Source organism: Microbulbifer maximicatervae (SeqCode), assembly GCF_052467955.1.
The window spans coordinates 4,482,524-4,501,250 of the sequence record NZ_CP174329.1 but is presented as its reverse complement, the minus strand read 5'-3'; the positions used below and the strand labels follow the sequence as shown (position 1 = coordinate 4,501,250).

At 49.8% G+C, this 18,727-nt stretch carries 16 protein-coding genes; 14 read left to right on the top strand and 2 right to left on the bottom strand.

What is annotated here, in order from left to right:
• Nucleotides 1-296 precede the first annotated feature (296 nt).
• The 11 genes from pilW to ACJJI5_RS19385 all read left to right on the top strand — a co-directional run bounded on the left by pilW (nucleotide 297) and on the right by ACJJI5_RS19385 (nucleotide 11,905).
• Nucleotides 297-1,073, top strand: a complete 777-nt coding sequence (pilW, locus tag ACJJI5_RS19435) for a type IV pilus biogenesis/stability protein PilW (protein WP_444895041.1) — start codon at nucleotides 297-299, stop codon at nucleotides 1,071-1,073.
• A complete protein-coding gene (locus ACJJI5_RS19430) occupies nucleotides 1,063-2,019 on the top strand; it encodes a RodZ domain-containing protein (RefSeq protein ID WP_445354992.1) in 957 nt (318 codons plus the stop codon). The genes pilW and ACJJI5_RS19430 overlap by 11 nt, the downstream gene beginning before the upstream one ends.
• 98 nt (nucleotides 2,020-2,117) lie before the next feature.
• Entirely contained in the window at nucleotides 2,118-3,230 is a 1,113-nt protein-coding gene (gene ispG, locus ACJJI5_RS19425) for a flavodoxin-dependent (E)-4-hydroxy-3-methylbut-2-enyl-diphosphate synthase (protein ID WP_444926858.1), read from the top strand.
• A gap of 58 nt (nucleotides 3,231-3,288) precedes the next feature.
• The gene (gene hisS / locus ACJJI5_RS19420) at nucleotides 3,289-4,551 is read left to right on the top strand and encodes a histidine--tRNA ligase (protein WP_282934069.1); all 1,263 of its coding nucleotides are present in this window, start codon (nucleotides 3,289-3,291) and stop codon (nucleotides 4,549-4,551) included.
• A gap of 70 nt (nucleotides 4,552-4,621) precedes the next feature.
• A complete protein-coding gene (locus ACJJI5_RS19415) occupies nucleotides 4,622-5,329 on the top strand; it encodes a YfgM family protein (RefSeq protein ID WP_444895038.1) in 708 nt (235 codons plus the stop codon).
• Entirely contained in the window at nucleotides 5,329-6,492 is a 1,164-nt protein-coding gene (bamB, locus tag ACJJI5_RS19410; RefSeq protein ID WP_282934067.1) for an outer membrane protein assembly factor BamB, read from the top strand. The genes ACJJI5_RS19415 and bamB overlap by 1 nt, the downstream gene beginning before the upstream one ends.
• Before the next feature lie 146 nt (nucleotides 6,493-6,638).
• The gene (der, locus tag ACJJI5_RS19405) at nucleotides 6,639-8,036 is read left to right on the top strand and encodes a ribosome biogenesis GTPase Der (RefSeq protein WP_413664566.1); all 1,398 of its coding nucleotides are present in this window, start codon (nucleotides 6,639-6,641) and stop codon (nucleotides 8,034-8,036) included.
• A 167-nt stretch (nucleotides 8,037-8,203) separates the two neighbouring features.
• Nucleotides 8,204-9,667 (top strand): NAD-dependent succinate-semialdehyde dehydrogenase, encoded by a 1,464-nt coding sequence (locus tag ACJJI5_RS19400; protein ID WP_445354991.1) that lies wholly within the window; start codon nucleotides 8,204-8,206, stop codon nucleotides 9,665-9,667.
• 24 nt (nucleotides 9,668-9,691) lie between these two features.
• Nucleotides 9,692-10,375, top strand: a complete 684-nt coding sequence (gene tsaA / locus ACJJI5_RS19395) for a tRNA (N6-threonylcarbamoyladenosine(37)-N6)-methyltransferase TrmO (protein ID WP_445354990.1) — start codon at nucleotides 9,692-9,694, stop codon at nucleotides 10,373-10,375.
• A gap of 164 nt (nucleotides 10,376-10,539) precedes the next feature.
• The gene (locus tag ACJJI5_RS19390) at nucleotides 10,540-11,361 is read left to right on the top strand and encodes an MBL fold metallo-hydrolase (protein ID WP_445354989.1); all 822 of its coding nucleotides are present in this window, start codon (nucleotides 10,540-10,542) and stop codon (nucleotides 11,359-11,361) included.
• 235 nt (nucleotides 11,362-11,596) lie between these two features.
• Nucleotides 11,597-11,905 (top strand): hypothetical protein, encoded by a 309-nt coding sequence (locus tag ACJJI5_RS19385; RefSeq protein WP_445354988.1) that lies wholly within the window; start codon nucleotides 11,597-11,599, stop codon nucleotides 11,903-11,905.
• Nucleotides 11,906-11,912: 7 nt separating this feature from the next.
• Here the strand turns inward: ACJJI5_RS19385 and ACJJI5_RS19380 are convergent, their stop codons facing one another.
• A complete protein-coding gene (locus ACJJI5_RS19380) occupies nucleotides 11,913-12,701 on the bottom strand; it encodes a class I SAM-dependent methyltransferase (RefSeq protein ID WP_445354987.1) in 789 nt (262 codons plus the stop codon).
• Between the two features lie 173 nt (nucleotides 12,702-12,874).
• Here ACJJI5_RS19380 and ACJJI5_RS19375 point away from each other — a divergent pair, with 173 nt between their 5' ends.
• The gene (locus ACJJI5_RS19375) at nucleotides 12,875-13,360 is read left to right on the top strand and encodes a GFA family protein (protein WP_445354986.1); all 486 of its coding nucleotides are present in this window, start codon (nucleotides 12,875-12,877) and stop codon (nucleotides 13,358-13,360) included.
• A gap of 70 nt (nucleotides 13,361-13,430) precedes the next feature.
• Here the strand turns inward: ACJJI5_RS19375 and ACJJI5_RS19370 are convergent, their stop codons facing one another.
• On the bottom strand, nucleotides 13,431-15,059 hold the full coding sequence (locus tag ACJJI5_RS19370; protein WP_445354985.1) for a di-heme oxidoredictase family protein: 1,629 nt from the start codon (nucleotides 15,057-15,059) through the stop codon (nucleotides 13,431-13,433).
• A 1,373-nt stretch (nucleotides 15,060-16,432) separates the two neighbouring features.
• Here ACJJI5_RS19370 and ACJJI5_RS19365 point away from each other — a divergent pair.
• Complete coding sequence (locus ACJJI5_RS19365) at nucleotides 16,433-17,590, top strand: NAD-dependent epimerase/dehydratase family protein (protein ID WP_445354984.1); 1,158 nt, start codon at nucleotides 16,433-16,435, stop codon at nucleotides 17,588-17,590.
• A 92-nt stretch (nucleotides 17,591-17,682) separates the two neighbouring features.
• Complete coding sequence (locus tag ACJJI5_RS19360) at nucleotides 17,683-18,711, top strand: glycosyltransferase family 4 protein (protein ID WP_444906236.1); 1,029 nt, start codon at nucleotides 17,683-17,685, stop codon at nucleotides 18,709-18,711.
• The last annotated feature ends 16 nt before the right edge of the window (nucleotides 18,712-18,727 follow it).

Genomic DNA, 18,727 nt, shown 5'->3' with positions numbered 1-18,727 from the left:
TCGACAAAGTCATCACTAAATGGAATTGATTGGGTTTTAGGGCTGCAACTGGCAAGGCTTTCCGGCAGTATAGGGATTTGGAAAGTGCCAGCTGAGGCGGAATCAGATTTCTCACACAAAATACCGATATGTATTTTTATCACTGCCAATGGATGCCGGTGGTCGATATTGGTTTTTGCTGTGTTTTGCGGGCTTGCTTTGTCCAGGGATTGGCGTTAGCACATCATTGATGTATTAGTGACACCCGCACAATCTCGCTGGGCCGATAAGTGAAAAATAAAGATACAGGTGATGTAGTGTCCGCGAAATTTAAGAGCCTGTCGCTCCTGGTACTGCTCGGTACTCTGCTGGGGGGGTGTGTAACCTCTGGGGGACCCGAGCGCAAGGAAGTTGATCTGGATAAGGCATTGGAGACCCATGTTCAGTTGGGGATTCGCTATTTGCGGGACCCGAACAACCGGGAGCAGTCCCGTCGCCATTTTAACCGCGCCTTGGAATTGGGTAAAAAAAACCCACTGGCGCACCACGGTCTGGCACTTCTTTATCAAGCGGATGGTGAGCTGGATATTGCGGAGTCTCACTTCAAGAAAGCCTTGCGCTATAGCGACGGGTTTTCTATGGCCCACACTAACTACGGCGTTTTTCTCTATAAACAAGAACGCTACAAAGAGGCCCTCAAACAGTTCGAACTCGCCTCTACAGACCTCACTTATAATCGTCGATCTTTTGCCTTGGTTAACTACGGCCGTACGGCCGCGCGTCTGGGCTTCACTGACAAGGCGGAAGGGGCCTATGCCAGGGCGTTAGCGCTGAACTCCGATTTGCCGCTGGCGTTGATCGAAATGGCTGAGCTGAAATTTAATGCCGGTGATTATGCAAAATCCAAGGCGTACCTGGATCAATTTAGTGAAAAGAATCGCCAGACACCCCAGTCACTGTGGCTTGGGATTCGTATCGAGAAGGTGTTTGGCAATCGTGACAAGGAGCGGAGTTACGCCCTTGCTTTGAAGAATTTGTACCCGTACTCTGCGGAGACACTGAAATATCAGGAGTTGAGTGGTAATGACGGATAGTAGTCCCGAACACTGCGAAGGTGGTGAGGTCGTATCCAATACGCAAACTTCTAAGGGGTCCGCTGGCAATCTTTTGCTGGCGGCTCGGGAAGCGGCCGGGCTGTCCCGAGAGGAGTTATCGCAGCGCCTGTGTATTATTGATAACACAGTTGAGTGGATTGAAAGCGATAATTACGAAAAGCAGCCAGAAGCTGTCTACACGCGAGGCTATATCCGCAATATTTGTCGCGAGTTGAATATTCCTGCTGAGCCGGCTTTGGAAGCCTATGATAGGGATCGGCCGCAGCCAGCACAGCGCAGTGAATCCCGGCGAACCACTAAAGCCGAGGCATTTCGCCCTGAGCGCAAGCGCGGACATGGTGCCCTAGCCCTGATTCCCCTGTTGCTCGCGGGTGGTGTCTTCTGGTGGAAGTACGGTACTCCAGTCAATATTCCCGGTATGCCCATGGGTGAGGATACTGCGGACCTGGTTGCCGAAGCCCCCGTTGCCAGTGAAGTTGTAACTGATCCGGTTACTGAAGTAGAGGGGCAGGAAGTTGCAGTTGAAGAGTTGAGCTCAGAGCCATTTGCACCAGCATCAAATGGAGTTGCTGATGTTCAACTTGAGGTTGGCAGTGCTGAAACGGTGGAGAATAAACCCGCTGCTTCTGTGGAAAAAGTGGTTGAGCCTGTTCCCTCCCAAGTAGCCCAGTTGGACCAGGCCCTGAAAGGCGCTTTGCGGCTTCGCTTTGATGAAGATGCCTGGGTTGAGGTGAAAGACGCACAAGGTGTGATTTTACTGGCAGGGGTCCAAGCTGCTGGCAGTGCCAAATCTTTAGATGGAGATGCTCCATTTGAGCTGATGTTGGGAAATGCCCGTGCAACCCATGTGGTTTACCGCGATGAAACTATCGACAGCCAGCCTATTGGCGACCGCCGCACTCGTCGTCTGATTGTCGGCGATTAAGATGATCTTCCCCGTTTGGGCGCGAACCCTGTAGGTTTGCGCCCAATCTCTCTATAATCTCCCCTCGATTTTTATCAGTAATACCACCAGGTCAGCCTATGCAATTTGAATCTCCCATTGTCCGCCGCAAGTCGCGCCAGATCATGGTGGGTGATGTACCGGTCGGAGGGGATGCCCCAATCTCGGTGCAAAGTATGACCAACACCGAAACCTGCGATGTAGCAGCTACTGTTGGCCAGATCCAGCGCCTGGAACAGGCTGGAGCCGATATAGTGCGGGTTTCTGTGCCCAGCATGGATGCCGCAGAGGCGTTTGGAGAAATTAAAAAACAGGTGAATGTCCCGTTAGTCGCAGACATTCACTTCGATTACCGTATCGCCCTGCGGGTTGCAGACCTGGGGGTGGATTGCCTGCGTATTAACCCCGGCAATATTGGCCGAGAGAAGCGTATTCGGGCCGTAGTGGATAAAGCGCGCGATCTGAATATCCCGATTCGTATCGGTGTCAATGCGGGCTCCCTGGAAAAAGACCTGCAGAAAAAGTATGGCGAGCCCACGCCGGATGCTCTGGTAGAGTCGGCGCTGCGCCATGTATCAATCCTCGACAGCCTGGACTTCCAGGACTTCAAAGTCAGTGTAAAAGCATCCGATATCTTTATGGCCACGGCTGCCTATCGCAAGCTGGCCCAGCAGATTGAGCAACCGCTGCACTTGGGTATTACCGAAGCTGGCGGCTTGCGTGCTGGCACAGTGAAGTCGGCGATTGGTCTCGGTGCCCTCCTGCTCGACGGTATCGGTGACACCCTGCGGGTTTCCCTGGCTGCAGACCCGGTAGAAGAGGTCAAAGTGGGCTGGGATCTGCTCAAAAGCCTGCGTCTTCGCAATAAAGGTATTAACTTTATTGCCTGCCCCAGCTGCTCGCGCCAGAACTTCGATGTGGTGAAAACCATGAATGAGCTGGAGACGCGCCTGGAAGATGTGACCACACCGCTGGATGTGGCAGTAATTGGCTGTATCGTCAACGGCCCCGGCGAAGCGAAAGAAGCCGATGTAGGCCTGACTGGTGGTACCCCAAGCCATGCCATCTATGTGGATGGGCAGCCGGACCGCAAGTTTAAGAATGAAAATCTGGTGGATGATTTAGAACGCTTGATTCGCGAGAAGGCGGCCGCCAAGGCCGAGCGCGAAGCGGATATCATCGCCAAGGCGTAGAGGGCAACAGCTCCCTGCGCAAGACCCAATTAATTGAGTGAAAAATTAAGGAACAGCGTTGAAACAGCTTCGCGCAATTCGCGGCATGAACGATCTGCTACCGGAACAGTCCCCGGTATGGCAGTACGTGGAAGCCACACTGAGTGAACTTACTAGTCGCTACGGCTACACCGAAATTCGCACTCCCTACCTGGAGTCGACCCAGTTATTTTGCCGTGCGGTGGGCGAGGCTACCGATATTGTCGAGAAGGAAATGTACACCTTTGATGACAAGAGCGGTGACAGCGTTACCCTGCGCCCTGAGGGCACAGCGGGCACTGTGCGTGCAGCAATCCAGAGCAACCTGCTGAACCAGCCACAGCGCCTGTGGTATTTCGGCCCTATGTTCCGCTATGAGCGCCCACAGAAGGGGCGCCTGCGTCAGTTCCACCAGTTTGGTGTCGAGGTGTTTGGCATTCAAGGGCCGGATATCGATGCAGAAATCCTGATCATGACTGCGCGACTGTGGCGTCAGCTGGGTATCAGCGAACATGTGACCCTGCAGCTCAATTCCCTGGGTAACGCCGAGAGCCGCGCTGCTTATCGGGATGCGCTGGTCACTTATTTAAGTGAGCGTCGTGACCAGCTGGATGAGGACAGCCAGCGCCGTCTGGAGCGCAATCCGCTGCGAATTCTCGACAGTAAAAATGCGCAAACTCAGGAACTGCTGGCGGATGCGCCCTGTCTACTGGACTTCCTCGATGAGGAATCCGCCGCCCACTTTAGTCAGTTAAAGGCACTTTTGGACGGGGCAGGCGTTAAGTATGAGATCAATCCCAAGTTGGTGCGCGGTCTCGACTACTACGGAAAAACTGTATTTGAGTGGGTGACCGACAGCCTCGGTGCCCAGGGCACTGTATGTGCCGGTGGCCGATATGACGGCCTGGTAGAACAGATGGGTGGCAAAGCCACTCCGGGAGTGGGTTTTGGCCTGGGTGTTGAGCGTCTTGTATTGATGCTAGAAACCCTAGAAGTGTTGCCTGAGTCCCTTTCGCAACAGGTAGATGCCTACCTGGTTGCCGTTGGTGATGTACAATCAGCTGCCATGACAGCCGCCGAGCAATTGCGCGACGAGCTGCCCTGGTTGCGACTGCAGTTGCACTGTGGTGGAGGAAGCTTTAAAAGCCAGATGAAGAAAGCTGATAAGAGCGGCGCCGATTATGCGCTGATTATCGGCGAAGATGAGGCTGCAAGTGGTCAGATAACTGTGAAGTACCTTCGCGCTGACCAACCGCAGCAAACGCTGGCACCGAAAGAGCTGGCAGCACTGCTGCAAGGCTGAAAGAAACACTGAGGGAGGCGGAGGCCCCCGCCGGGAAAGTTAGTAATCTACAGGAAAGGCAAATTACCCAATGGCTGAGCATCTTACCGAACAAGAACAAATAGAAACGCTGAAGCGCTGGTGGGCGGAAAATGGCAAGGGAATTGTGACTGGCGTCGTGCTGGCCCTGGCCGGTTACTTCGGTTATCAGTGGTGGCAGGGAGATCAGCGCACTAAGGCTGAAGCGGCCTCTGACCTGTACCAGACTTTCGTTGAAGCGGTCTCCGCCAACAACAATCAACCGGACAACAAGCAGCTTACCACTGCCAAGAATGTGGCCGAGCAGCTGAAAGATGATTTTGCCAAGCGTATCTACGCCAGCCAGGCTGCACTGCGTCTCGCGGCTATTTCAGCGGAGAGCAATGACCTGGAAGCTGCCGAGCAGCAGCTGCAGTGGGTACTCGACAACACCAGTGAAGCAAGCCTGGAGTTGCTCGCTAAACGCCGCCTGGCCGCTGTTTTGGCGGCCCGTGGTGAGTCCGATGAAGGCCTGAAATTGCTCGAGGGCACTATCCCCCCGGCATTCGCGGCCCTTTATTCTGAGACTCGTGGTGATATCCTGAAGCAAAAGGGTGACATCGCCGGTGCGCGTGCCGCGTACGAGCAAGCACTGACAGAGCTTCTGCCAGAGCAAGCGGGCAACACCCAACTTCTGCGCCTGAAGGCTGAAAGCCTGGCGGTAACCGAGAGCAGTGACGCTCAGAACCAAACCGAGCCTGTATCTGAGGGAGACGAGTAATGGGATTTCTGAATCGCGCTGCGGGTCGCACTGCAGCGGTGGCGCTAGCGGTGGCCCTGGCTGCCTGTGCCTCTAATGACGAGAAGGAAGATGTCGACCCCGTCGAACTGGTGGATATTAACTCCACTGTTGCCCTGCAAGAGGTGTGGTCTGCCGATATTGGCGGTATTGACCAAAAGCGTTACGCGATGCTGCAGCCGAGCCTTATCGATGGTCGCCTGATAGCTGCCAGCAGCGATGGTGAAATCAGTGCTTTTGATCGCAGCTCCGGGCGTAAGCTCTGGGAGACAGATCTGGATGTAGATCTGAGCGGTGGCGTGGGCACTGGTCTGGGCATGGCGGTAGTCTCCGACTACCGCGGCCGCGCCGTGGCTCTGGACCTCGAAAACGGCGCTGAGCTATGGAATTACCAAGTCTCCGGCGAAGTAGTTGCCGCTCCAGCGATCGGTGCTGGCGTGGTTGTCCTGCAGACCGTAGATGGCAAGCTGGTTGGCCTCGACGCTACCAGCGGTGAAGAGTTGTGGAGCCACAATACCAATTTGCCAGTACTGACCCTGCGCGGTACTGCAGCACCTGTTATCAGCGGTGGTATGGTGATTGCCGGCCTGGATAACGGCAAACTGCTGGCCCTGGACGCCCGCGATGGCATTCAGCGCTGGGAACAGCGAGTCGCTATTCCCCAGGGCTCTGCGGAGCTGGAGCGGGTAGTTGATATCGATGGTGCTCCAGTAGTGCGCGGCGATTTGGTGTTTGCCGCCAGCTACCAGGGCCGTGTTGTCGCCTTGTCCAAAGATAATGGCCGCGGCCTCTGGGCTCGCGATGCCTCTACCCACCACGAAGTGGCAGTAGGTGGTGGCCATGTCTACCTCAGTGATGCCTCCGGTAGCGTCTATGCCTACAATGTGGGCAGCGGCCAGATCGAGTGGAGTAATAACGAACTATTGCGCCGCGAATTGAGCGGACCGGCTTTCTTCCAGGACGTGGTCGTTGTGGGAGATCTGGAAGGCTACCTGCATGTGCTGGACCCTAATTCCGGACAATTTATTGGCCGCGAGCAGGTGGACGGTGATGCGATTCGCATCCCCATTCTGGTTGATGGCGATCTGATATTTGTGCTGTCGGATGATGGCAAGTTATCAGCTCTACGCCTCGCTGATTCCTGATAATCGCAGCCAACTGACGAGAGGCGGACAGGCTGTCCGCCTTAGGGCTTAGAGCCCGCAAATGGAGCCTGCTGCGCAGGCAAGTTGAAATCGCCCGCCTCGCGCGGGCTTTTGTATTTTTTTATACGGCTAAAACCAGAATTTGTATGCTGCCAGTAATTGCCCTGGTCGGGCGCCCCAATGTGGGCAAATCCACACTTTTTAACCGGTTGACCAAGTCTCGCGACGCTTTGGTGGCCAACTACGCCGGGCTTACCCGCGATCGCAAGTACGGTGAGGCGGAGATCGACGGGCGCAAGCTGTTACTGGTAGATACCGGTGGTATTTCCGGTGGCGAAGAAGGCATCGATGCGGCTATGGCCGAACAATCCATGCAGGCCATCGAAGAAGCAGACTTCGTACTCTTTTTGGTGGACAGCCGCGCCGGCCTGACCCCAGCCGACGAGATGATTGCCGAGCGCTTGCGCACCCGCTCCAAGCCCACTTTCCTGGTGGCCAACAAAGTTGATGGGGTAAACCCGGATATTGCCCTGGCACCTTTCTATGAGTTGGGTATTGGTGAGCTTTTCCCGACGACTGCTACCCACGGGCGCGGTGTTCGCTCCCTGATGCAGCGGGTCATCGAGGACCTGCCCGAGCAGGAGATTGAAGAGGAAGCCGAGGAAGCGACCGGAATCAAGATTGCCATTGTGGGCCGCCCCAATGTGGGTAAATCCACCCTGGTTAACCGCCTCTTGGGTGAGGACCGGGTTGTTGTCTACGATCAGCCCGGCACAACCCGCGATAGCGTCTATATCAATTATGAACGCGACGAAAAGCCTTACACCCTGATCGATACTGCGGGCATTCGCCGCCGGAAAAATATCAAGGAATCGGTGGAGAAGTTCTCTATCGTCAAAACCTTGCAGGCGGTGGAAGATGCCAACGTGGTGGTGCTGGTGATCGATGCCCGCGAAGGCCTGGTGGACCAGGATATGCACCTGATGGGCAGCGTGGTACAGGCGGGACGCGCGCTGGTAGTTGCCCTGAACAAATGGGATGGGCTGGAAGCGGATCATCGCGACTATGTGAAAGCCGAGTTGGAGCGCCGCCTGCGCTTTGTGGACTTTGCTGATGTGCACTTTATTTCTGCACTGCATGGCACCGGTGTTGGGCATCTGTACGAGTCCATTGAGGGTGCTTACCAGAGCGCTACAGACAAACTGTCCACTAATCACCTCACTCGTATTCTGGAGTGGGCGGTAAGTGAGCACCAACCACCTTTGGTGCACGGACATCGTATCAAATTGCGCTACGCTCACGCCGGTGGACAAAATCCGCCGGTTATTGTGATCCACGGTAACCAGACTGAGCAGGTACCGGCACATTATGTGCGCTATCTGGAGAAGACTTTCCGCAAGGCTCTGGATTTGCACGGTACTCCGGTAAAAATTGAGTTCCGCACCAGCGCTAACCCCTACGCGGACAAAAAGAACAAGCTGAGTGACCGCCAGAAGGCCAAGAAACGCCGCCTGATGAAGTTTGTTAAAAAGAAGAAAAAATAAGAGGCGGTAACTTAGGTTACCTGTAAGCCGGCAAGGGATACTGCCGGTTTGCGCACCACTCCAGCTTCTACAGCCTTAACCCACAGTGGAATGGCATTGTGGGATTTCTATCGTACCAGTGATCCCGTTTTTGACGGGGCCAGGGAAGAAACCACAAGGAGAATACGATGTTGAAGCTGAAGAATCCTGCATTGCTGCGCAACCAGTCCTATATCAATGGCCAGTGGATTGACGCTGATTCTGGCGATACCTTCGATGTGTTGGACCCGGCAACTGGCAAGGCGGTTGCCAGTATCGCCAACTTGGGGGCAGATGAGACTCGCCGTGCTATAGAAGCTGCTGGTAAAGCCTGGCCTGCCTGGCGCGATACTCCGGTAAAAGAAAGAGCGAAAATACTCAGGCGCTGGTATGAGCTGATAATTGCTAACGCCGATGATCTAGCCATTATTTTGACCGCAGAGCAAGGCAAGCCACTGACAGAGTCCCGTACCGAAATTGTATATGGTGCTAATTATGTCGAATGGTTTGCGGAAGAAGCCAAGCGCGTCTACGGGGATGTTATTAGCCCGCCTTCCAGTGATAAACGGCTCTTGGTTATCAAGCAGTCGATTGGTGTGACCTGTTCTGTAACGCCATGGAATTTCCCCAGCGCTATGATCGCACGCAAAATGGCTCCCGCTATTGCCGCAGGCTGTCCATTTATTGCCAAGCCCGCTTCCGAAACACCTCTATCCGCACTGGCACTCGCAGTTCTCGCTGAGGAAGCGGGGATCCCCCCAGGTGTTTTTAATATTGTCGCAGGGGATAAGGCACCGGAGATTGGCGCAGAAATGACGGCCAATCCCTTAGTGCGGAAATTTACTTTTACCGGTTCTACCGCTGTCGGAAAATTGCTGCAAGCCCAGTGTGCAGCAACCATGAAAAAAACCTCTATGGAGTTGGGCGGTAATGCCCCATTTATTGTTTTTGATGATGCCGACATTGGCGAAGCCGTAAAGGGCGCAATTGTTTGTAAATATCGCAATGCCGGTCAAACCTGTGTATGCGCCAATCGCATTTTCGTGCAGGAAGGTGTTTACGATGAATTTGCACAGAAATTTTCCGCTGCGGTAAACCAGCTTTCCATGGGCAGTGGTTTTGATAGCGGTGTCGACATGGGCCCTATGATTACCACCAAAGCAGTGAAGAAAACGGAATCCCTGGTGGAAGATGCGCTGCAAAAAGGCGCGCAAACCCTAGTTGCTGGTGGTCCCAGTACTATGGGGGAATGCTTTTATTCTCCCGTAGTATTGGGTGGGGCCACCGATCAAATGAACCTGTTCAAAGAAGAGATCTTCGGTCCGGTAGCTCCGCTATATAAATTCTCCTCTGAAGAGGAAGTCATTAAAATGGCCAACGATACGGAATTTGGTCTGGCTTCTTATTTTTACTCCAGGGATATCGGTCGTATTTGGCGTGTTGCAGAGGGGCTTGAATACGGTATGGTCGGTATCAATGAGGGTATTATTTCCAACGAAATGGCACCCTTTGGCGGTGTAAAAGAATCCGGACAGGGACGCGAGGGCTCAAAATACGGTATTGAGGATTACCTGGAAATAAAATATTTGTGTGTCGGCGGTATTGATAAGTAGTTTATAAAAGTGTTTGGATTTTAAATGGTTGTAGAGCCTATTGCGCGGGTGCATTCCTGCTTTGGAGAAAAGTTTGGAGTGCCCCGCCAGCCACTATTGGCGGATGCCAGTCGCGCCAGTATTGCGTTGTTACCCCCCCTGGATACGCCAGATGCAGTTGCGGGTCTGGAGCAAAATAGCCATATCTGGGTAGTGTTCCAATTTCACCAAGCCGCTGGGCAGTGGTCAGCTAAAGTGCGCCCGCCCCGTTTGGGCGGCAATAAGAAGCTGGGTGTACTCGCCACTCGCTCGCCCTTTCGTCCCAATAATATCGGGCTGTCAGTAGTTCGTCTTTTGGAGGTGCGCACCTCTCCTAAAGTGGAGTTGATAGTTGCCGGGGCAGATTTGGTCGATGGTACGCCAGTATTGGATATTAAACCCTATGTTCCCTATGCGGATGCGTTAACGCATGCGCAAAGTGAATTTGCTGATGCAGCTCCAGTGCAAATTCCCGTTACTATCCCCGAGCCAGTTCTGAATAAAGCCAAAGCCTACCGCGATGACTGGGGTACAGATCTCCCCCGTTTAATTGAACAGGTGTTATCCCAGGATCCAAGACCGGCATACCAAAAGACCGATCCTCAGCGCATTTATGGCATGCAATTGTGTGAATTCAATTTGCGTTGGCGCTATTCCGATGCCGGAATAGAAGTGGTGGCACTGGAATAACCCTCGACCAGCTAGTTTCAGTATTCTGCAGCAAGTCAGGATGTGTCTCCTCCGTAACTGTCTAGGGTTCGGAAAGGATATGTCATTCATTTTCATGGGAAATACAATTCCCCAAGATACGGCATTCGCCTAAAAATAACGCCTAGCTATCCAAGGGCACAGCTATGCCAGTACGTGAAACCTTTAATTATCAAGGCTTAGATGCTATTCGCGTCGGCCGAGTCAATATGGGTGTTAATACAACCTTTGTTGTTTATCGCCTCAATGGAACCGTAATTGATACGGGTCCCAGCAATCAATGGAAGTATGTCAAGCCGTTTATACAAAGCGCACCGCTAAAGCAGTTATTGCTGACTCATCACCATGAAGACCATAGTGGCAATGCCGGCGCTATCCAGAAACTTACCGGTGTGCAGGCGGTGGCCCCGGATCTGACTATTGGTATATTAAAAAAAGGCTTCCGAATTCCCCCGATGCAGAAGTTTTTCTGGGGAACTGCGGGAAAAGCGGAGGTGGCACCTCTCCCAGCGGAGGTCTACATTGGTGAAGAAGAAGTATTACCAGTATTTTGTCCTGGGCATGCAAAGGATATGACCTGCTATTTGTTACCTGAGCGTGGCTGGCTGTTTAGTGCTGATTTATTTATTGCCAACTACTTAAAGTTCCTGCGTATTGATGAAGATGTCCCTACATTAATGAAAAGTATAAAGGGAGTCCTGGATCATTCATTTGACGTTATCCTCTGTCCTCATAGAGGTGTGGTAGACGATGGTTGGCAGCAGTTGAATAAAAAATATGAGTATCTGCTTAATCTATCTGGAGAGGCGCAGAAGTTGATGCAGCAGGGACTGCCCTTAGAAGAGACTACTTTGCGTTTATTAGGTAAAGAAGGATTGTTCAGCGCTTTGACTGGTTATAACTTCTGCAAGAGAAATTTGATTGCTTCATGCTTACAGGTTAACTTGGATGAGATGCCTAGACTCTAGGTTTTCATTACGTACTAGCCAGTAGCCAATTTCGATGTAAAGTTATTTATTAAGATGATCGTTGCTTCTGGATTAAGAGTTGCAGAAGAAGGGTGTTTTGTGATCAGGGAATCGCTAAGGGTATTTATTTTTGGGTTGCTTGCCTGGCCATTACTAAGCAATATATTGAGTTTTTTTAAAACCTTTCCTGATAGCACTAAATTATGATGAATCTTCTGGGGGGCTTGCACCTAGTTTGATAGATATTATCTATCCCTATTTTACATTGGTATCTATTGCTTTTGCCTATGCCTTCTTTATATTGACTCGGATGATAACGGGGCGGTTAAAGCGTTGGTTGTGTGTTAGTCTGGTGGTGGCTTATCTAGGTGTGTCAATTTATCCACTATTCCCTGAAGAATCTATTGTGTATTTAACTTTAAGTGGCACTCACTACTTGATTGAGTTAATTATGCTAATAATTGGTGCAACTATTATTTATAAAAATATATCAGAACCCTCTGTGGCAGCAGGTGAGAGTGTTGGTGCTATGAGGAAAGCTTGAAGAGAATCTATTTCTCTGCCTCAATAATAAATCGTTTGATTCTTACTCCAGCATCCTTTCGCATTTCCGGGTGGATTTTCTTATAGTATTTGTTCATTACCTGGTCGGCAAACTGCTCTCTTTCTGGGTGGCCTAGATGGCGGAATTGGGGAACCCATGATAGAAAGAAGGTGGTGAGCTTTTCCCAGGTTTGAAAGTTTTCCACATGGTAGATTTCATCGAATCTGGGTAAATAGAAACCTGCCTCTTCGGCATAGTTCCGCATTTCCTCTAGCGTATAGTGATTATATGGATCGTGAAATTTCTCAAAGTAGGGTTTCCATGTAGCTGTTTCTTGTTCCTCGTATACGGCCTCCCAGAAATTTTCATGATCAACCTGAAAACCACAAACTACTTTACCGTTATCTTTTAAATATTTGTAAAAACTATTCCAGACTTGAGCTTGGTCCGCTACCCAGTGTAAACAACTAAAAGAAAAAATAATGTCGAATTTGTAGTCGAACTGGATTTCGTCTGCGCTCATTTGCTCGAAGGATAGGTTGGGTATATTGGCGTAATTTTTATTGGCATAACAAATCATATCCTCGGTTAGATCAATACCGATAATCCTGCCATTCGTCATACGCTCAGCTAAATAGCGGGTCACCTTGCCATCGCCACAACCCACATCAAGAATAGTGGCTGCCTGGCGATAATCGCAGCGATGTATGGCTTCCATCGCGTGGCGCCACTGCATGTCAGAGGCGTTTACGTACTCTTGAGCCTGCCACTTATCATGCCTGATAGGTTCATTCATTGGTGTGACGCCCTGAGTCTCATTGTGGATGGTGAATCAGTTTAGCCCGGATACACTTATGATTTGTGTAGCAATTTCAGCCATCGACAAAAATGGCACAGGAATCTGTGCGGTTTGTAAAACCGTCATTCTGACCACCTGCGGAACGAAAGGTAAAAGTCTGGGGGAATACTGTGAAACTCAAAGGATCTTGCCACTGCCAATCGGTTAAGTTCAGTTTGAACTCCGGGCAACCTTATCCCTTCAATCGCTGTTATTGCTCAATATGCAGAAAGACAGCTGGAGGAGGGGGTTTTGCCATTAACCTGGGGGCAGATTTCCAAACCCTGAAAGTGGAGGGCGAGGAGTTTTTGAGTGTCTATCAGGCTGAAATTGGAATTCGAAGTCGGGAAAGTAGCGGGAAGAGTCCGGCACGGCGGCATTTTTGTTCAAAGTGTGGCAGTGCGTTATGGCTTTGGGACCCGCGCTGGCCAGAACTGGTACACCCCTTCGTTTCTGCGATTGATTCTGAGTTGCCGGTACCGCCAGTGCGTAGCCACATGATGCTGGATTATGCTCCGAGTTGGGTGCAGCCAGATATACGGGAGGGGGACGAAATGTTTGGAAGCTACCCTGAAGAGTCCCTGGCTGAATGGCACAAGCGAAATATTCCCGATTAGGGAGGGGATAAAGAGAGGCGGGGCGAGCCTGTGGCCGCCCCGCTTCAGGTTTATGGAGTTAACCTTGCGTTTATTCTTCCGCGAGATAGAGCACCAGGTTATCCAGGAAGTTGACCAGGTCTGCCTTTTCAGTGTCACTCAGCCCATCAAACTGTTCCTTGCTGGATTCAGCTTCACCACCGTGATAGACAATCGCCTCAGTCATAGTGGTAGCGCGTCCATCGTGTAAGTAAGGTGGTGTTGAGCCAACGCCCCAGAGGTTTTCGGTGAGGAATACAGAGGCTCCCACATTGCCCTCATCAATTTCCTCGGCCATGGCTGTGCCCATATCGTGACGCTTAAGGTCGCCATACAAGCGGACTATTGCTCCGCCATTCTCCGACTCCTCAAACTGTCCCAGCGTTTGTCCGGATGGAAGCTCCTGGGGGTTATCCATGATCTCTGTGAGCAAGTTAAATTGCAGGGATCTGCTAGGTAGGCCGGCTATATCGCCTGCGGGATAAGTCTCATCGCGGTAGTTGGCGTGCTGAGAGGGTTCATAGAAGACTGGTGATGCAACTTCCATCTCAGGGGAGTGGCAAGAGGCGCAGCCAATAGAGCTAAATAGCTCTTCGCCATTTTCGATACTGGCGATTTCTCCGTCGCTTAGTGGTAAGCCGTAAGTCTCCTGCTCTTCCTCGGTTAGGGAATCGATCACGCTGTTAAGCTCGATTTTTGTCACCGGGCGGGGCTGTGCTGCGTTGTAGATAGTTAACGCGGTAATGTCACCAACGCTGAGCTCGTTAGTGATCGAATCAAAGTCGCTGTCTGCATCACCGACCAATTCAGTGGCCTGCATGCCCAGCTCCTGGTGTGCCGCGCCACGAACGAATGCGCGTACAAATCCGGTTAAGCCTTTCCACTCAAAGGGTCTGACTACCAGGTCAGCGTCAAGGCCTTCAACATTATCGTAGTTGACCTCATCACAGGAGACGGAGATCTCACCAAAGCTAACGCCTTTTGCGGTTAGTGCGACAGTCGTATCTGTGCCGGATGAGCAGCTCTCACTGATAGCCTCATCCCGCAAAGTGTGCAGCTCGGTAGTCATTTCTTCCGCTACCAACTGTACAGCCCCCATACCGAACAGGTGGGGCGACTGGCGCTCGATAAAGCCTTTTTGCTTACGTTCAGGGTCCATACGAATCACATTATCGTTCACGCCACCACCGCCATCGGCTACCGGTACGTTGTGACAGCTGATGCAGGAATCACCGTTGGGGCCTGTCGCACGATGGGGCAGGACATTCGCCCATGCATTAGGTCCTTTCAGGTCGGGCCTTGGGAAGCTGGTAAATCTTTTGCCGTTGCCCACATTGACCCCGACCCCGTCGAGAGCGTTGTAATTCATCTCGAATAATTCATCGCCTTCCTCAAAAGCATGAACATAGGCTTCCAGGGTTTCCATGGATTCGAGATCAGATTGCTCCAAATGCCCACCCAGGTGAATTTCAATTGCTCCAGCATGCAATATCTGTACGGTATCGAAGACTTCACTGAAGTCGAAGGGAGTGGTTCTTTGCTGTCTTTGGTTTTTTCTTGCGTGCTTGGGAACTCGGTTTTTATCGTGCTTGGAACCAAAGTCGGCAAGCGCTGGAGTGGCATTAAATGTTAAAGCCGATATTGCCATAGTGACAGGCAATAGGTGTTTTTTAAGTATCATCAGCTATATCTCCGGGTACTGATATTGAGCGGACGTAAGGTGAGTTCTTCTACGAAAATGCACTCGATGCGGAGACACTCGACCACTTTTCTTTTAAGCACGATTCCCCAAAAAACTGATTATCAGTTGTGCTACAAGGAAAAATTGATAGAGATTTTGGTAATAACATTTTTATCTCGCAAAGTGCATCCAGTAAAGGTTTAACAGCATCCTTGCAAGCTTCTTATAGGTAGAACTGTGCCTGTTCTGCCACTTATGGCAGGCGTCAAGACCACGGGAGATACAGTATTGCGATAGCAGATTTTAAAGCTCAGATTAACTGACCTAAAGATCTAAAATGCGATCCCGATTGTGTCGATTTTGCCCATAACCTACCGCGCTAGTACGCGGCTATGTTTTTGTTTTTCGGCTTTTTTAGTTGCCGTTTGTGATAAATAAGTTCCTTTGAAAGGGTAGGTATTTGCATATTTGCCTTTCGGTGACAGGCTTTCCTGCTTCACGGAAAGTCCCTATTCCTGGTGGTTGTGACATTAGATTTAGGAAAAAGTGCTGGTTATTAACGTTACTGAAGGCAATGGATATTTTGAAAAACTTATAATTATTTTCGATTAAGAGTGAATTCCCCAATTGTGAATTCGTATTGTCTTCAGGTGACACATGGTTTGTAGGCTAATAACTCATCTGTTTGTGGAATTTAATTTCACCTTTGTTGATAGGGTTTATGGAAACGCTTCTTATCTTCGGTGAGTGGCCAGTTCGCTATACCAGATCAAAATTCAGCATGTACTTGTGAGCGTAGACACAGAGATGAAGGGTATTTGATCGCTGTCTTACTTACAGAAAGGTGCTTTGGGGGGGCGACTAATTTGAACCGTATGATTGTCAAAAAAGTTTAGCTTTATTGAAAACATTATTGGCGTATTTTCCTTTCTAATAGAGGGATAGAGTGATCGGTCTAAAACAATAGTGTTTCCGTTCGAGTGCTCAATGTATTTAGGCTTAAAGTAAAATTGGCGCACTATTCATTTGAATGGCGCGATAAAGATCTTTGTCGCCATATATTTCAATATAGAAACAATGAGATAGTTCTATTATTGCGCCTGTAGGCGAGGAAGCCCCCAACTTACTATCAACTACAAAGCTGCTGAGAGATATTTTAAACGAGTGGTTCATTTTTTCTCATTGTGGCGTACAAGGAACATGGATAGTGATATGGATTGTCACGACAATGTCACAAAAAATCGAATAAATTTGTCTGTATGGCCTCGTTTAACGGCAGTTGGTACTTTTGAATGAGGTAGGTTAATTCGAAGCTGATAAAAATATTAGTGTATTCGAATTGTATAAATTCCTAAGAGTTTTTAGGGGGTAGGGTGAGGAAAATATTGATTTTGGGAGGTGATGGATTTTGTGGTTGGCCTACATCTCTCCACCTTTCAGAGGCGGGTTATGAAGTTATTATTGTTGATAACTTATCACGGCGAAAAATTGATATTGAGCTTGAAGTTGATTCATTGACACCAATCAGGCACCTGTCCGAGCGGCTTCGTGTATGGCGTGAAGTTTCCGGTATGTCCATCAGGCATGTTTATATTAACCTCGGACAGGATTTTGATCGATTGCTCACTCTCTTAAAAGAGGAAAAACCAGACGCGATTGTACATTTTGCTGAACAGCGTGCCGCACCCTATTCGATGAAATCTGTCCGGCATAGACGTTATACACTTGATAATAACTTGAATGCTACCAATGATGTCATGGCGGCTATAGTGGAAAGCGGATTGGATATACATTTGATTCACTTGGGTACTATGGGTGTATACGGGTATGGAACAGCTGGTCTCACTATTCCCGAAGGATATTTAAAAATCCAGGTAGAGACTGAAGGGCATTTGAGTGAACAGGAGATTCTTTACCCTAGTAATCCAGGTTCTATCTATCATATGACAAAGGCTCAGGATCAATTGTTATTTGCCTTCTATAACAAGAACGATCAGGTACGTGTCACTGATTTACACCAAGGGATCGTTTGGGGTACCCAGACCCGACAAACACAGAGGGATGAATCTCTGATTAATCGATTTGATTATGATGGTGATTATGGAACAGTCCTCAATCGATTCCTGATGCAAGCGGCGATTAATTACCCACTTACCGTTCATGGCACTGGTGGCCAGAAGCGGGCATTTATTCATATTCAGGATACCTGTCAATGTATTCAGTTAGCTATTGAAAATCCTCCAGAGATAGGCGATAGAGTCAAAATTCTGAATCAAATGACAGAGACGCATCGTATCAGGGATCTAGCAAATATAATCTCCAGCAAGACAGGGGTAGGAATCGCCTACTTGGACAACCCCAGAAAAGAATCAGCAGAAAATGATTTGTTGGTAAATAATGATCAGCTTATCGAGATGGGGCTCAAGCCTATAACCCTGAATGATAATCTTCTCACTGAAGTTGAGGGTATTGCCAAAAAATATTCACATCGATGTGACCAAACTAAAATCCCTTGTGTGTCGAAGTGGTAATTTTTTTATACTTCAATGGTCCTGGTTTTATATGAAATCAAGGCTGCCTGTGGAAGGTGAGGTTTAATGTCTATAGCTGAAGAGTGCAAAATATGAAGATTTTGATTGCTACGGATACTTATCCGGAGCAACTAAATGGTGTTTCCAGAGTACTGGAAAAAACTGAGAAAGAACTCATAGCAAGGGGACACCAAGTAAAAATTGTTTCTGCTAATGATTTTACTAATTTCCCTTGGCCGGGCTATAAAGAGGTGAAAATTGCAGTATTTCCCGGTGGGAAAGCTGCCCGAATTATTGAGGATTTTTCACCGGACGCTATTCACATCATGAGTGAAGGTCCAGTGGGGTGGGCTGTTCGTGGCTACTGCAAACGGAATAATTTGCGTTTTACGACATCTTGGCTATCCCGTCTCTCTGAATATGTATCGATTCGCTATAAAGTTCCACTGAAGTGGTTACACGGTCTCCTGCGTCGCTTTCATAATTCCGCAGCACAAACAATGGTGACTACAGATGGTATGGCAGCGGAAGCTCGAGCCTTGGGGATTGCCCGTGTCACCCGCTGGCGAAGAGGCGTAGAGTTAGAAAAATTCCATCCGGTTGAGACAAAACTTTTTGAGGGCCTAACTCGACCTATCATGCTCAATGTAGGGCGTGTTGCAGTGGAAAAATCGCTGGATAAGTTTTTATCTCTTGAGTTACCGGGAACAAAAGTTATCGTGGGGGATGGTCCTCAACTCAATGAATTAAAGAGGAAGTTTCCACAGGCGGTATATCTGGGAATTAAAGAGGGTAAGGACTTAACTGAATGTTACAGCGCTGCAGATGTTTTTGTATTTCCTTCGGTAACTGACACTTTTGGTCTGGTTAATCTTGAGTCTTTAGCCTGTGGTTTGCCCGTTGCCGCCTACCCTGTGACAGGTCCGAAAGATATCATTGGTGATGCCCCTGTTGGAGCGTTGGATAGCAATCTGCAAGTGGCCATAGAAAAGGCACTATTATTGGACCGATCGGACTGTGTTACTCATGCCAGGACCTATTCCTGGGATGTGGCCACTGAGGATTTTATTTCAAGCCTGGTTCCGGTAAGTGCAGTAGAGGCTTTGCCTGTTGATGGCTAGATAAAAGCGTTGCTCG